Source organism: Acinetobacter albensis, from assembly GCF_900095025.1.
GTDB lineage: Bacteria > Pseudomonadota > Gammaproteobacteria > Pseudomonadales > Moraxellaceae > Acinetobacter > Acinetobacter albensis.
The window spans coordinates 12,165-27,465 of record NZ_FMBK01000018.1 but is presented as its reverse complement, the minus strand read 5'-3'; the positions used below and the strand labels follow the sequence as shown (position 1 = coordinate 27,465).

The window sequence follows — 15,301 nt, the reverse complement described above, 5'->3', positions numbered from 1 at the left end:
ATATCAACAGAGAACCTGTCATGCAAAGTAAATTTCACACGATTCCTATCAATATGACTTTACTTTGTCTGACGTCATGCATTTGCCAAAGTTTATATGCTGAAACAAAGGCCATAACACCAATAGTTTTACCGACCTTAAAGGTTGAAGCAACACGTACAGATACGGCATGGTTAAATACACCCGCTTCGGTATACCGCATTGAGCAAGATAAAAATCAAAATAATTTAGGTGTGAATTTAACAGAAACTTTAAAAGGGGTTCCAGGCTTACAACTCAATAACCGTGAAAATTATGCGCAAGATTTACAACTCTCGATGCGTGGTTTTGGCGCGCGCTCGACTTTTGGTGTCCGCGGCATTCGTTTATATGTAGATGGGATTCCTGCAACCATGCCAGATGGTCAAGGTCAAACCTCTAATATTGATTTAAGTAGCTTGGATCATATTGAAGTTTTAGGCGGGCCATTTTCTTCTCTGTATGGCAACTCATCGGGTGGAGCAATTTTAACCTCGACCAAAGAGGGTTCTGGTCAAGACTCAATTGAACTGGGTTATTCTGCTGGGAGCCACAATAAAAACCGTGCAGATGTGATTTTGCAGGGGGGTGCAGACAAAGCTGGAGAACCGAGCTATGTGGTGAGCTCATCATATTTTGATACGGATGGCTACCGTGAACACAGTGCTGCCAAGAAGGTGCTGAGTAATGCCAAACTCACATGGGACTTAGATGATGGCTCTAAGGTAAACTGGATTTTGAATCATGTTGATATTCATGCAGATGATCCGCAAGGTTTAACGCGTGAACAATGGAAAGCGAACCCTAAACAGCAAGTTGCATTTTTAAAACAATTTGATGTGCGTAAGGAAATTAATCAAACCCAAACAGGTTTAACATGGTCAAAACCTTTAAATGATCAGCATGAGCTCTATGCCATGGCTTATGCGGGACAGCGTGAGGTTATTCAATACCAGTCCATTCCAAGTGGAACACAGACCAATGCACGCCATGCAGGTGGTGTGATTGACTTTAATCGTGATTATTACGGAACAGATGTGCGCTGGACAGGCAAAGATTTATTCCCCAATACACGTTTTACCGCGGGTTTAGCGTTTGACTATATGGATGAAGACCGCACAGGATTTGAAAATTTTGATGCCAATGGAAATTATGGGGTTAAAGGTGACTTACGCCGTGATGAAAATAATACACTGTGGAATTTAGATCCTTATTTACAAGCTTCTTGGAATTTTGTGCCTGCTTGGACTGTAGATGCAGGTTTACGCTATAGCAATGTGCATTATGAGTCTAAAGATCATTACATTGACGTTGGAAATGGCGATGACAGTGGCAAAACGGATTACGATAAAGTCTTACCATCCGTTGCCTTAAGCTGGGCAATGACACCTACTCTAAATAGCTATGTCAGTTATGCCAAAGGCTTTGAAACCCCAACCTTTACTGAAATGGCCTATTCTGCTGATGATGGTATGAATTTTAATTTACAGCCAGCCAGTAGTGATAATTATGAGCTGGGCTTAAAAGCACAGAATTCATGGGGTAATTTCACTGCAGCAGTGTTCCAAAGTAAAACACAGAACGATATTGTCTCTGCGGGTACTGAAAATGGCCGTGCCACTTTTAAAAATGCCGATAAGACTTTACGTGAAGGACTGGAGCTGTCTTGGAACAAAGCTTTGTGGCGTGACTTAACAGCACAAGCCAGCTACAGCTATATTGATGCCACTTTTGATGCACCTATTCCAAATAGCAAGGTCGAAAAAGGCAGTAAAATTCCAGGTATTGCAAAAAATCAAGCTTTTGCTGCAATCGGTTGGCAGCCAGAAACAGGCTTCAATGCAGGAGTTGATGTGCGTTTTATGGACAAAGTCTATGTAGATGATAGCAATAGTGATGCGGCACCCAGCTATACCGTAGCTTCGGCCAATGCAGGCTATGTATGGAAACAAGCAGATTGGAAAGTACGCACTTATGTTCGTGCAGATAATTTATTTGATGAAAACTATGTTGGTTCCGTGATTGTGAATGATGGCAATGGTCGTTTTTTTGAACCAGCAGATGGTATGAACTGGAGTGCGGGCTTAAGTGTTAGTAAAGCATTCTAAAAATGAGATCAGCAAGGAGAAGGGCGTGTCTTTATTATTTGAACAGATTCAATTTGGTCGTTTAACGCTGAAGAATAAAATTATCATTGCACCCATGTGTCAATATTCGGCCAATGAGCAGGGCGAAATCAGCTATTGGCATGAACAGCAATGGGCCAATTATGCATTGTCTGGCGCAGGATTGTGCATTATAGAGGCCACTGCGGTACAAGCTGAAGGTCGAATTAGTTATGCCGATGTCGGACTATGGAACGACATGCAACGCGCACAAATGAAAGCATTACTCGCAAAAGTAAAAACCCTTTCTCCAATGCCGATGGGAATTCAACTGGCACATGCAGGACGTAAGGCATCTACGGATAAACCATGGGATGGAAAAGGACAGTTTAAGCCCGAAACTCAACATGGCTGGCAAACGGTCTCTGCGAGCCAAATCCCATTTAATGAGACAGATGCTGTACCGCATGCGCTAACACTCGATGAAATTAAAAATATTATTGAAGACTTTGCCAGTGCAGCAATACGCGCTGTCGATGCAGGCTTCGACTTGATTGAATTACATGCTGCACATGGTTATTTGTTGCATCAATTCATGTCACCGTTATCTAACCAGCGTACGGATGAATATGGTGGCTGTTTTGAAAATAGAATTCGTCTGACTCTAGAGGTTTTTCAGGCGATGAAAAATGCCGTCCCTGAAGGTTTTCCAATTGGAGTCCGTATTTCTGCTACAGATTGGATGGGTGATCAGCACGCTTGGAATATTGAGTCGAGTATTGGCTTGTCCAAAGCTTTGGCACAATTGGGTACGGTTTATATTCATGTATCTTCAGGTGGTTTACATAGCAAGCAAGACATTCGAATTGGTGCTAATTATCAAGTGCCGTATTCAAAAGCGATTAAGCAGCAGGTTGATATTCCAGTGATTGCGGTCGGATTAATTACTGAAGCTCAACAAGCTGAAGATATTTTGCAAAATGATGAAGCAGATGCAGTTGCTTTGGCACGTGCAATGCTCTACGACCCACGCTGGCCTTGGCATGCTGCTGCAACATTAGGAGCGCATATAGACATTGCACCGCAATATTTACGTTGTCAGCCGCATGGTTTGAAATCGTTATTTAAACCATTTTAGAATTTAAATAAATAGACCACAACCCAATATTGAATTGTATTTGGGGCGGTTAAATTTTAGGAGCAGCCGTGGTTTTAACTGTAATTTTACCGATATGCTTGCTGCTTCTGCTGGGTTTTTTTTGTGTAAAATCTGAATTTATTTTGCCTGAAACAATTAAAGGTTTAAGTCAGTTTGTCTTTAAAATTTCATTACCCGCATTTTTGCTCCAAGCTTTAGCCAGTCAACGTTTGGATAAAATTTGGAATCCAAGTTATTTCATCGTTTATGGCGGCGGTTCACTGCTAATTTTTGCTGCGGCTTTTTGCTTGTATCGTTACTATTTCAATTGTCGCTTAACCGAGTCAGGCGTACTTTCAATGGGCGCCTCGATGTCAAATACAGGTTTTATTGGAACCGCGATATTGACCATGTTGATTGGGCAACATGCCGCTATTTATTTATCTTTGACGTTGATTATTGAAAACCTACTGATCGTGGCTTTAACGCTCATGGTCGCAGAGGCAGGGCTGCATCAGGGCCGTGTTAAAGCACAACTTCTGAAACAGACTTTAGTCAATGTAGTTAAAAACCCAGTTATTTTATCGATCGTATTCGGAATGACAAGTGTCTTTTTGGATATCAAAATACCGACCTATGCTGCACATGCTTTAGAAATGCTCGGTAAAACAGCATCTCCAATTGCATTATTTGTTATTGGCGGCAGCTTGGTCGGCATGAGTTTAAAAGCACTCAATGTACAAAGTATCATTTTGGTGGGATTTAAGATCGTTCTAATGCCACTGACCATTTTTATCTTGTTTGGTTTCTTGCCAGAGGTAAGTCAAGAAATGCGCTATGCAGGAACTTTACTGGCGGCTTTACCGATGCCGATTATATTTGGTATTTTGGGGCAAAATTATGGCCTGAATGATAAAGCCTTGACTGCGTTAATGTTAAGTACCATTTTGGGCTTTGTCGTGATTAGTGGTTTAATTACACTGTGGTGGTAAACCGAAAAAACTCTAAAAATGATATGCATGACAGCCAGTGCAAAAATGGATTTAAATTTTGCGTACCGTGATAGAGATTAAAGTTGGAGCAAACAGCCAATAAAATATAGTTTTTAGCAAAACAGACATTTAAATATTTGTTTTATAAAAATACCCACTCATTTTTTTCAATGCGTGGGTATTTTTATAAAGATTAATTTACTTATTTTTTAACTGATTTTTTGCTTTGCTCTGCAATTAATTTATCCACTAAAGTTAAAGACTCTTTGGCTTGAGGAATATTTTCTTTGGCCAACGCTGAAAAGATTTTTTTTGCTTCGGGAAGATTTTGCGGAACAATATTGCCATTCGCAAACATATTGCCTACTGCCATCAGTGCAGGAATATAGCCTTTTTGAGCCAAGTCCTGAATACTTTTCAAACCTTGTTTAATTGGTGCCTCATTCTTCGTTTTAAAACCAAGACTAATGTCATATAAGGCTTTCGCATGGATTGCTTGATAGTTGTTTTTCTTAATGAGCGGATCTAGCTTTTTTAAGGCAAGTTGGTCTGAAGCGGGTTTACCTTCGGCAAAAAGTAAAACTGCCAAATCAATAGTCGCATCTGCAAAGCCTTGATCTGACGCTTTTTCTAAGTATTGTTTGGCTTTGTTGGTATCTTGTTTTAAACCTAAGTTACCTGCCATGTAATTTTTACCCAGTACATAGTTGGCGACTGGATAACCTTTTTTCGCAGATTCTTCATAAAGCTTAAACGCTTTTTTGTCATCTTTGGCTGTGCCTTGACCCGTTTGTGTCAAATAACCCAAATTATAAATGGCTTGTGGATTACCTGTTTTTGCCAGTTTCTCTAATTCTTGATAAGCACCTTGCATATTCTTGGCTTTGATCAGCGCTTCAATTTTTGCAAATTCAGGGGCAACGTTTGGTTCATTCGAGTTTGTTGCTACTTCTGCGAGGGTTAAATGTGAAGACAAAGTAAGAATACTGGCCAATATTATTTTTTTCATTTTCATTAAAACCTTTTATAAACATTCACATAAGTCCATTTATGTGTTGACTGGGACGGATCAAAACTTCATGCTTCAGCAAAAGTTTAACTCTGTGAATGTAAATAGATGAGAAGTGTATTGCAATAACATTTTGCTGATTTTTACATACGATATACCTAAATGAAGGCGGGGGAGCTTAAGACGCGCAATCTACTCGCTTCAAAATATAATGACGATAAAACATTGAACGACCCTTTTGTTTTGCATCAATGTTTGTTTAAATCGCGGTTGAATTAATAAAAGAGTATAGAAATGTTCATCAAAGGCATTAAGCGTAGTTATTTAAAAATCAGTCAGGATGAATCGATTGCAGATGAAGATAAGATTGATGCGTTATTAATGAAGTTGGGTGCTGAATTTTTGGTGAGTAAAGATGATCGCGTGTATATCTTTGAGAAAGATGGACATACTGCAAAAATTGATGCCAAACATGCACGTGCTTTCCATTTTAAAGATTATGTCATTAAAGATATGAATAAATTATTTCACAATTTTTAAGCACTAGAAAATTGAAAAGCCTCCGTTTAAGGAGGCTTTATTGTACCTATAGTGAACTACTGTGGACGTGCTACATCGCCATTTAAGCTTTCAGGCAAATCTAAAACAGTCACATCTAACGATATTAACGCTTCTGGACGGGCAATCACCAACGCTATATAACCATTTTCAACCGCCGTACTATTGACCACTTGAACACTTTTATCAAGTTGTTCACCAGCAGCAGGAACCGCACCCAAACCTTGAATCACGTGCAGCCATGCTTTTGGTTTAGCCTTAAACCATAAACGTGCAATCACTTCCTGACCGATATAACAGCCCTTATCGTAGTGCACGCCTTCACGTTGATGCAAACGTAATTCTTGTGGCTGAAACAGTTCAGCCGTCGTTGCACTAATCCATGCTTGACCCGCCTGAATGGCTTGCTGTTGCCAAAGGGTAATATCTGTTGCAATAGTGCCAAACTCGGTCGTGTCACCTTTTAAAATTGGGAAAACTGGCGCAGCTTGTTCCAACTTCATTTTAGAAAATGCACCAAACTTTTTAATATGTTTGGCAAATTCTTCTGCTTGATCTTGTGTGGTGACTATTTCAAAACTTTCTGGATTCAATTTTTTTAACCATAAACCAAACTGAATCCGACCTTTCAAGCTACAAATAGCCGTGTAGCGATTTAGGTTTTCGGCTAAGGCTTCAACATTTAAAGTGACTTGACCTTGAAGAAATTTTTGTGCATCCACGCCATTTAAAGTGAATGAGGAGAAAGCTAAAGAGTTCATTTATTACGCTCTAAAAATAGATCTAATACTAAAGAATTACGTTTATTTTCTGCTATTTTTCAAAAAAATGCACTTTTACCGTAAATAATTAAAAATATGTGTAAGTAAATGTTTCAAAAACCCCTATTTTTATATCTAAAGACATGAAATATAAAGGATTTGGGAAACAGCTTTTCGACAGTGTACTATGCCTGCAACCCACAGTGTTAATGTTTATAAAAACACACAGGAAGAAAAACGATTCATAAGGCAGGTACGCAATGAACAACAATTACCGCAAACCACTACAAGGCACCCAGCTTGAATATTTCGATGTGCGTCAGGCCATAGAAGATATTCAGTCAGGCGCATATGCCAAACTTCCCTATACTTCAAAAGTGCTGGCGGAACAGCTAGTACGACGTTGCGATCCAGTAATTTTAGAGCAATCTTTAAAAGAACTGATTAATCGTAAACAAGACCACGACTTCCCTTGGTATCCTGCACGCGTCGTGTGTCATGATATTTTAGGTCAAACCGCATTGGTTGATCTGGCGGGTCTGCGAGATGCGATTGCCGAACAGGGCGGTGACCCATCTAAAGTCAATCCGGTTGTGCCAACACAGCTCATTGTCGATCACTCTTTGGCGGTTGAATTTGGTGGTTTTGACCCAGATGCATTTGAAAAAAACCGTGCCATTGAAGACCGTCGTAACGAAGACCGTTTCCATTTCATTGAATGGACCAAAACAGCCTTTGAAAATGTCGATGTAATTCCTGCGGGCAACGGCATCATGCATCAAATTAACTTGGAGAAAATGTCGCCAGTCATTCAAAACCGTGGTGGCCTAGCGTATCCAGATACTTGTGTGGGGACAGACTCACATACTCCACATACCGATGCATTGGGTGTCATTTCAATTGGGGTCGGAGGACTCGAAGCTGAAAATGTCATGCTCGGTCGTGCATCTTGGATGCGTCTACCCGATATTATTGGTGTGGAATTTGTTGGTCAGCGTCAAGCAGGCATTACGGCAACCGATATTGTTTTAGCATTGACTGAATTTTTACGTAAAGAACGTGTCGTTGGGGCGTATTTAGAGTTCTTTGGTGAAGGTGCAGACAGCATGTCAGTGGGGGATCGAGCGACAATCTCTAACATGACCCCTGAATATGGGGCAACGGCTGCCATGTTCTACATCGACCAAAACACCATTGATTATTTAACCCTAACCGGTCGTGAAGCAGATCAAATTCAATTGGTGGAAACCTATGCCAAAGAAATTGGTCTTTGGGCAAGTGATATGACACAAGCGGAATATCCACGTGTCCTTCGCTTCGATCTTTCAACAGTAACACGTAATATTGCAGGCCCATCAAACCCACATGCTCGTGTATCGACTGCTGATTTAAAAGCCAAAGGTATTGCAGGTAACTTAGACGCGGCACGTGCGCAAGAAGCGGAAGGTTTAATTCCTGATGGCGCAGTGATTATTGCAGCCATTACCTCATGTACCAATACATCGAATCCACGTAATACCGTTGCAGCAGGATTGCTTGCACGTAAGGCGATTGAACTTGGTTTGGTGCGTAAACCTTGGGTAAAATCATCTTTTGCACCAGGTTCAAAAGCAGCAGCTTTATATCTTGAAGAAGCGGGCGTATTGAAAGATTTGGAACAATTAGGCTTTGGTATTGTGGCGTATGCATGTACCACCTGTAATGGCATGTCGGGTGCCTTAGATCCAAAAATTCAAGAAGAAATCATCGAACGTGACGTCTATGCAACGGCAGTACTTTCAGGCAACCGTAACTTTGACGGTCGTATTCATCCTTATGCGAAACAAGCATTTTTGGCGTCTCCGCCACTTGTCGTTGCCTACGCGATTGCAGGAACCATTCGTTTTGACATCGAAACGGATTCACTCGGTAACGATAAAGACGGTAACCCAATTTATTTAAAAGACATTTGGCCATCGGATGAAGACATTGATGCCTTGGTGAAAGTTGCTGTTAAACCTGAACAATTCAAAAAGATTTATATTCCAATGTTCGACTTGGGTGTGAATGCGAAGTCTGAAAGTCCGTTATACAACTGGCGTCCGCAAAGTACGTATATTCGCCGTCCGCCATATTGGGAAGGGGCTTTGGCTGCACCGCGTACCTTAGCCAATATGCGTCCACTGGCTATTTTGGGCGATAACATTACCACCGACCATTTATCACCATCCAATGCGATTGTATTAGACAGTGCTTCAGGTGAATACCTGAAAAAAATGGGTGTGCCTGAAGAAGACTTTAACTCCTATGCAACGCACCGTGGCGACCATTTGACCACGCAACGCGCAACGTTTGCCAACCCGAAACTGTTTAATGAAATGGTTACTCGTACTGATGGGACGGTTAAACAGGGTTCAAAAGCGCGTGTAGAACCTGAAGGCGAAGTGATGCGGATGTGGGAAGCGATTGAAACTTACATGAATCGCAAACAGCCACTCATCATCATTGCAGGTAAAGATTACGGTCAAGGCTCTAGTCGTGACTGGGCTGCGAAAGGTGTCCGTCTTGCAGGTGTAGAAGTGATTGTTGCGGAAGGTTTTGAGCGTATTCATCGTACCAATTTGGTTGGTATGGGCGTGTTACCACTGGAGTTTAAAGCAGGGACTGACCGTAAAACATTGGATTTGGATGGTACAGAGCTGTATAGCGTAATTGGTAATATTGCACCGCGTTCTGACTTAACTTTAGTGGTTGAGCGTGCCACTGAAGATGGTAAAAATGAAGTGCTGGAAGTTGCCGTGACCTGTCGTTTAGATACCGAAGAAGAAGTGCATGTGTATGAAGCGGGTGGTGTATTGCAGCGCTTTGCACAGGACTTCTTGGAAGGGAATGTGGCTTAAGACTTTAAGCTGAAATAATTGATTTTGTTGTAAAAAAACCCTACTGTTAAGTGGGGTTTTTTAAATTTATTTATACTTTATAGATCTTATAGTCAGCTAGGTCTAAATTAATTTTAAAGGTGGAAATAGTGAATTGGCTAGCCGCATATTCTAATTTATTTAATTTAATCAACGATAACTCTGATGGTAATACTTACTTTTCGGGAAGTAAGTTTATAAAATTTATTCAAAAGTATAATTCAAATATTCCGAATTACACGCTTTACATTGGTGAGCGCAATAATAAAAATTTGAGTACCAGCCGTTATGATTATTATTGGGATTTAATTAAAGAATTAGATGATAGAAATAAATTGAATTTTTTTATTGAAATGATTTTTGTGATCAAGCCTTATAAGAATACACAGGATTTGGAAAATATAATCAATGCAGTAAATTTAAACTCTGTACCTGTTAATAATTTTAATCATAATATTTGGAATGCGCAAAAACTCAATAAAATTCTTGATGATATAGATAGTTCTATTAAATTAGGTGAATTTAATAGAACAGTAACACTTTCATATACTTGTTTGGAAGGATTGTATAAAGCATATATGAATAAATACCTTCCAAAACAAAGTAATGTTACTGACCTTATTCCAATGTCAAAATTGGTAAGAGATGACATAGATCAAAGATTAAAATCTAAGGGACCATATCCTACACAAATGATAGTATGTATTTCTACATTAACAAATGTCATAGCTAACTCTAGAAACTCATTTAGTGAATCACATTTTGATCAAGATGCTAATAAATGGATTGCAAATTTTGCGAGAGATTTATTAAATTCTGTTGCAAGATTAATTTTACATTTTATTTGATTAAGAAATCTAAAAATAGAACTTAATAAACCTTTCATGATTTACATATTAAGGTTAAAAAAGTACATTTCATATATAAATTTAATGAAGTGGGATAGAGAAAATTGTTAATAATTATTTAAATAAATCCATCGAATATTAATTAATGCTAATGCGTGTAGTGACTTTAACCTTACGACAGTCAGGATGACTCGTTGGAAGACTTTTAATTTTAAAATCATCAAAATATACTTTCCGATTTTGCATATCAAATTGCTCAGGTGTTTTAATTTCTAAACACTGAAAAGGGAGCAGACTGCTTAAAATTTGTTTTTGTGGTTCAGTCATTTTTTTAGTGGTCAAATAGACATAACCTTTGGTCGTTTTTAATAAAACAGCATCATTTTGTATTTCAGCAGAAGAAGTCAACTTTACCACATGAGTTTTCAAGAGCTTACATGAGCTACATGTCAACGTGATCAATAACAAGAGCGCAATGTATTTTATTTTCATAAGACAAATATTTTCTGATTGTTAGTGAAGTAAATATGAAATAGATTTCATCTACAAGTACATAAAACACTTAAGAAACGAGAGATCATGTTTAGTAATGAAATCATGCTAAAGAGTTCAATGACTACATTAAGCAAACATGATACATCGTTAATTCGATTCATTTTTGACATTCTAAACGAAGAAAATATAAAAAAAGCATAAAACTAAATCACAGAATAAATGGAAGTATGGTAAACATCCTCCTTTTATTATTTATTGAAGAAATGACACTATTTTTATTTAAAATAACCAATAGGCAAAGCTAAAAAAGTGTCTATACTTTGCTCACCATTTCTAAAAACCTATGGAGAACAAAAAATGGTTACTGCTGGTCAACCGGAACAGGCTTCTATTTTTGTATTCAATGCGGTCAATGCATTTGTTTAGAAATTAGTACAGATCGTCTACAAAGTTAGAGCGTGATTAATTTAATAAGAAGAATGCTTAAGCAGCAAAAAAAATAACTAAGTACTTTTATCTGCTCAAATTTAAGCTCATTTGCATCATTCATCCCCATAAAAAAGCTCGATTATATTTCTTACTCAAGAATACAATACAAATAACGTTTATTCAGCCTCGCTATTGCGTATATTACGACACAGTAAAATATTAGAAGTACCCAATGAGTTCCAAAACATCCAATGAACAAATCCATCAAGCCAATTTAAAAGCATGGTTGGCAGTGATTGCTGTGGCTTTAGCGATCTTTGCTGTAGTGAGTGCGGAAATGCTTCCGATCGGCTTATTGACGCCGATCGCAGAAAGTATGCAGCAATCCGTAGGACATACCAGTCTGATCATTTCCACACCATCATTAGTTGCTGCCATTGTTGCCCCATGTATTGTTCTCGTTTTCAACCGTATTAATCGTCGTCAATTACTACTTTTTTTTATGCTGTTATTGTTTATTTCGACACTTGTTTCTGCCATGACCGACACATTCCATTGGTTATTACTGGCGAGGGTATTGTTCGGGATGTCTATGGGCGGTATTTGGGCTTTAGCAGGTACTCTCGCTGTTCGTTTAATGCCTCCTGCGCAAGTCGGAATCGCCACCTCAATCATCTTTAGTGGGATTGCTGCGGCGTCAGTATTGGGCATACCCGCAGGTGTGTATCTCGGTGATTTATTTGGCTGGCGCATGGCCTTTATCTGTGTCGCCATTTTAGTGGGCATTGTATTTGTGATGCTGTTTTGGTCTTTGCCTTCTTTGCCCGTTAACAAAGTCAGTAGCTTAAAAAGCAGCCTAACTGTACTCAAAAAACCTAACGTAATTATTGGATTAGTGTTGACCTTAGTGATCGTGACCGGGCATTTTTCTGCATATACCTTTGTACGACCTGTATTACAAGAAATCTCACAATTCTCCGATGCATCCATCGGTGCTTTATTGTTAATTTATGGTGTTTTTGGAATTTTAGGTAATTTTGTTTTAGGTTTTACCATTCAAAAATTTTTATGGCAAACACTATTGAGCATTGCTTTTTTACTCAGTGCAACATTGCTGTTATTCATCTTTTTTGGTGATTTTCTCTATTTGAATATTGTCTTGTTCTTAATTTGGGGATTTGCTTATGGTGGCGTTTCGGTCTCATTAATGACATGGATGATTCGTTCAGCGCCAACACAGCTGGAACTCGCTGCTGCATTTAATGTGGCTGTATTTAACCTTTCAATTGGATTAGGCGCTTTTGCTGGTGGGCTGATTTATGACGGTATTGGACTGTGGTTAAATTTGGTTTTTGCAAGTGTCTTGACCTTTATCGCGGTGATGGTGGTGTTTTTAAATCGCAGTAAACAGGCAGGAATTTAGCTTTAAGCGCAGAAAGCAAACATATAAAATATGATCTTTGAATGTATGTTGGTCGGTTTATGCTGATAAGCCAAAAGGTGATAATAGCGGCTTTATAATCCATTTATGATAATGGCTTGCATAAACGCCATCATCACCTGTCGAAATGATCAATAGACATCCATCATAAAAAAGTTATACTGGTTCTACCATTTCTAAAAACATATGGAGAACAAAAATGGTGACTGCAGGCGATAAACCCGGAACAGGCTTCTATTTTTGTATTCAGTGCGGACGCCGCACTTACTTAGAAATTGGTACAGACCGTTTACCCCCGTGTACCAAATGCTATGGCACTGAATTTAAAAAATAAATTGCCAATGTGACATGTATAAAACAGACAATCCTGTTTTAAACAAAAGCCCTATTACTCCATAGGGCTTTTTGCTGTCTAAAATTTATTTACACAGTAAAACCAATTGCAATGATTTGGAGAAATTCATCTAATTTGGCTTTAGGTTTTAGCGCTAAGATTGAACGTATTAGAGCAAACCTTAAAGTTCAATCTTTTATTTGATAAAAGTCATTTCTCAATCGTTTTAGTCATTTTGATTACTCTGAAATAATCTATACAAAAAACAAAAATATCTCTGGTTAAAAATCGTTTATATTTTCTGCAACAGGGCTGTGATTGATAGGTTGTAGTGACAAATATTTAGAATTACTCGAAATAAAAGGACGTCATCAACCACTATTGGCTTACATTTTGTCTGCATAGCGGTAAAATAATAAAAGTGAAAATTCATGTTATTTTTATTGAAGAACATTCAAATAACAGAATAACTATCGATAAAAGGAATACAAATGAGTGAAGTCACTTATAGTAAAGAAGAGAAAAGTAAACGCGTTCGCGGCATTATCGGAGCATCTTCTGGTAATTTAGTCGAATGGTTTGACTTTTATATCTATGCCGTTTTTGCCATGTATTTCCAGCATGCCCTAACTGCACCAAACATGACCTCATCTGCACAAGCAGTCTATGTTTGGGGTGTATTTGCAGCAAGTTTCTTTATGCGCCCAATCGGAAGTTGGATTTTTGGACGTATTGCCGATAAACATGGTCGCAAAAATTCAATGGTCATTTCCATTAGTTTAATGGCGGTCAGCTCATTCCTATTTGCTTTATTGCCGACTTATGAACAGGTCGGTATGTTGGCACCATTCTTGTTACTTTTAGTCCGTCTCTTACAAGGTCTATCTGTCGGTGGTGAATATGGCGCTGTTGCGACGTATATGAGTGAAATTGCTCTTAAAGGCCAACGTGGATTTTTTGCCTCATTTCAGTACGTAACCTTATCTGGTGGTCAGTTATTGGCCAGTCTGTTAGGTGTAGTGCTACTCATGTTAATGAGTGAACAACAGTTGATGGATGGCGGCTGGCGTATTCCATTTGTAGTGGGTGGTGTAGCTGCGATTGTTTCATTGTTGGCACGTAGTCGTTTAGAAGAAACATTATCTAAAGATGACGAAAACAAAGAAGAAGCGGGCAGCTTACGTGAATTGTTCAAAAAACATTGGAAAACATTCTTACTGGTGGTGGGTTATACATCAGCAGGCTCTTTGAGTTTCTATGTATTGACTGTTTATTCAAAAACTTACATGACCAATCTAGGCATTGATGGCAGAGTCGTGGGTTATATGATGACAGCAGCCTTATTTGTATTCATGGTGGCGCAGCCTTTATTCGGTGCTATTTCCGACCGAATTGGTCGTCGTGCTGCAATGTTGGCATTTAGTGCATCTGTTGCGATCTTTATCTATCCAGTCATGGTGATTGCCATGCCGTATTTTAGCTATTCTCCAGTCATTGTAACTTTGTTGCTTATTTTTATGATGATGCTGCTGAGTTTCTATACGTCTATTAGTGGTTTAGTGAAAGCAGAAATGTTCCCACCGCATGTACGTGCATTGGGCGTAGGTTTTTCCTATGCTGTCGGTAATGCGATATTTGGTGGTACTGCGCCTGCGGTTGCACTTCAATTTAAAGATGCGGGTATTGAAAATCTGTTCTTTATTTACGTAGTGGTTATGCTGGTGATCTGTTTCTTATGTAGTTTTGCACTACCTAAAGAACCTGAATATTTACATCACGATCATTAATTTGTAGTCATCAAAAACCCACCACTTGGTGGGTTTTTTGGGTTAAGTGGGAATGAAATAGTGAGAGCCTTATCAATTTTTAAGCTGTGCTGACTTAGTTTTTTTGAAATATTATTTTTAAGTATTCAATAATTTCAAATTAGAATGAATATTTGACTTAAAAATTATTAAAATAGCGTTGAATTGATAAAAAAATCTTTAAATTGTTTATAAATAGAAAATATTTTTCAAAATATATTAAAAAAAGATCATCTTAGGAAAACAATCCCGAGCCTGACTTGTTAAATTATATCTCAAGGGTGTGACGGGGATCGAAAAGAGTAGATTGCTACCAGTGGCGCAAAACGCGTGTGTAGTACTTACCCAAAAGGTCTCGATTCGGCTTAGGACGCTATAGATCAAAAGTTTATAGGCACAAGGTTATTGCTTACAAAGTGATACTGGTTGAAGTAAAACGTAATGTTTTCCCCAATACCCTCAAAATTTATT

At 38.6% G+C, this 15,301-nt stretch carries 12 protein-coding genes; 9 read left to right on the top strand and 3 right to left on the bottom strand.

Translation table 11 applies throughout. The features are described from left to right. Positions 1-20: 20 nt before the first annotated feature. The 3 genes from GA0116959_RS13385 (at position 21) to GA0116959_RS13375 (ending at position 4,253) form a co-directional block, all read left to right on the top strand. Positions 21-2,126 carry a TonB-dependent receptor gene (locus GA0116959_RS13385; protein WP_092721111.1) on the top strand — a complete coding sequence of 702 codons (2,106 nt, stop codon included), beginning with the start codon at positions 21-23 and terminating at the stop codon, positions 2,124-2,126. Positions 2,127-2,151: 25 nt separating this feature from the next. Next, positions 2,152-3,261, top strand: a complete 1,110-nt coding sequence (locus tag GA0116959_RS13380) for an NADH:flavin oxidoreductase/NADH oxidase (protein WP_092721110.1) — start codon at positions 2,152-2,154, stop codon at positions 3,259-3,261. A gap of 68 nt (positions 3,262-3,329) precedes the next feature. Next, a complete protein-coding gene (locus GA0116959_RS13375) occupies positions 3,330-4,253 on the top strand; it encodes an AEC family transporter (protein WP_092721109.1) in 924 nt (307 codons plus the stop codon). Positions 4,254-4,455: 202 nt separating this feature from the next. Here GA0116959_RS13375 and GA0116959_RS13370 read toward each other — a convergent pair whose 3' ends face one another. Beyond that, positions 4,456-5,262 carry a tetratricopeptide repeat protein gene (locus GA0116959_RS13370; RefSeq protein WP_092721108.1) on the bottom strand — a complete coding sequence of 269 codons (807 nt, stop codon included), beginning with the start codon at positions 5,260-5,262 and terminating at the stop codon, positions 4,456-4,458. Positions 5,263-5,556: 294 nt separating this feature from the next. Between GA0116959_RS13370 and GA0116959_RS13365 the strand changes: the two genes are divergently transcribed. Next, a complete protein-coding gene (locus GA0116959_RS13365) occupies positions 5,557-5,802 on the top strand; it encodes a hypothetical protein (protein WP_053579689.1) in 246 nt (81 codons plus the stop codon). Between the two features lie 56 nt (positions 5,803-5,858). On the opposite strand, the gene ygfZ is transcribed toward GA0116959_RS13365, so the two are convergent. Continuing rightward, entirely contained in the window at positions 5,859-6,581 is a 723-nt protein-coding gene (gene ygfZ, locus GA0116959_RS13360; RefSeq protein ID WP_092721107.1) for a CAF17-like 4Fe-4S cluster assembly/insertion protein YgfZ, read from the bottom strand. Positions 6,582-6,841: 260 nt separating this feature from the next. Here ygfZ and acnD point away from each other — a divergent pair, with 260 nt between their 5' ends. Beyond that, positions 6,842-9,460, top strand: a complete 2,619-nt coding sequence (acnD, locus tag GA0116959_RS13355) for a Fe/S-dependent 2-methylisocitrate dehydratase AcnD (protein WP_092721106.1) — start codon at positions 6,842-6,844, stop codon at positions 9,458-9,460. A 128-nt stretch (positions 9,461-9,588) separates the two neighbouring features. Continuing rightward, positions 9,589-10,326 carry a hypothetical protein gene (locus GA0116959_RS13350; protein ID WP_053579693.1) on the top strand — a complete coding sequence of 246 codons (738 nt, stop codon included), beginning with the start codon at positions 9,589-9,591 and terminating at the stop codon, positions 10,324-10,326. A 138-nt stretch (positions 10,327-10,464) separates the two neighbouring features. On the opposite strand, the gene GA0116959_RS13345 is transcribed toward GA0116959_RS13350, so the two are convergent. Further along, the gene (locus tag GA0116959_RS13345) at positions 10,465-10,743 is read right to left on the bottom strand and encodes a hypothetical protein (RefSeq protein WP_244878603.1); all 279 of its coding nucleotides are present in this window, start codon (positions 10,741-10,743) and stop codon (positions 10,465-10,467) included. Positions 10,744-11,482: 739 nt separating this feature from the next. Between GA0116959_RS13345 and GA0116959_RS13340 the strand changes: the two genes are divergently transcribed. From GA0116959_RS13340 to GA0116959_RS13330, 3 genes are all read left to right on the top strand, one after another. Continuing rightward, on the top strand, positions 11,483-12,673 hold the full coding sequence (locus tag GA0116959_RS13340; RefSeq protein ID WP_092721104.1) for an MFS transporter: 1,191 nt from the start codon (positions 11,483-11,485) through the stop codon (positions 12,671-12,673). 202 nt (positions 12,674-12,875) lie between these two features. Beyond that, positions 12,876-13,025, top strand: coding sequence for a zinc ribbon-containing protein (locus tag GA0116959_RS13335; RefSeq protein WP_228137560.1), 150 nt, complete (start codon positions 12,876-12,878; stop codon positions 13,023-13,025). Between the two features lie 491 nt (positions 13,026-13,516). Continuing rightward, positions 13,517-14,812: an MFS transporter gene (locus GA0116959_RS13330; RefSeq protein WP_053579696.1), complete on the top strand. Its 1,296-nt coding sequence runs from the start codon at positions 13,517-13,519 to the stop codon at positions 14,810-14,812. Positions 14,813-15,301: the final 489 nt, after the last annotated feature.

Bases quoted from the DNA above. Each gene is read 5' to 3' on its own strand.
- GA0116959_RS13385 (WP_092721111.1), top strand. From the start codon at position 21: ATGCAAAGTAAATTTCACACGATTCCTATCAATATGACTTTACTTTGT.
- GA0116959_RS13370 (WP_092721108.1), bottom strand. From the start codon at position 5,262: ATGAAAAAAATAATATTGGCCAGTATTCTTACTTTGTCTTCACATTTA.
- GA0116959_RS13365 (WP_053579689.1), top strand. From the start codon at position 5,557: ATGTTCATCAAAGGCATTAAGCGTAGTTATTTAAAAATCAGTCAGGAT.
- ygfZ (WP_092721107.1), bottom strand. From the start codon at position 6,581: ATGAACTCTTTAGCTTTCTCCTCATTCACTTTAAATGGCGTGGATGCA.
- acnD (WP_092721106.1), top strand. From the start codon at position 6,842: ATGAACAACAATTACCGCAAACCACTACAAGGCACCCAGCTTGAATAT.
- GA0116959_RS13340 (WP_092721104.1), top strand. From the start codon at position 11,483: ATGAGTTCCAAAACATCCAATGAACAAATCCATCAAGCCAATTTAAAA.
- GA0116959_RS13330 (WP_053579696.1), top strand. From the start codon at position 13,517: ATGAGTGAAGTCACTTATAGTAAAGAAGAGAAAAGTAAACGCGTTCGC.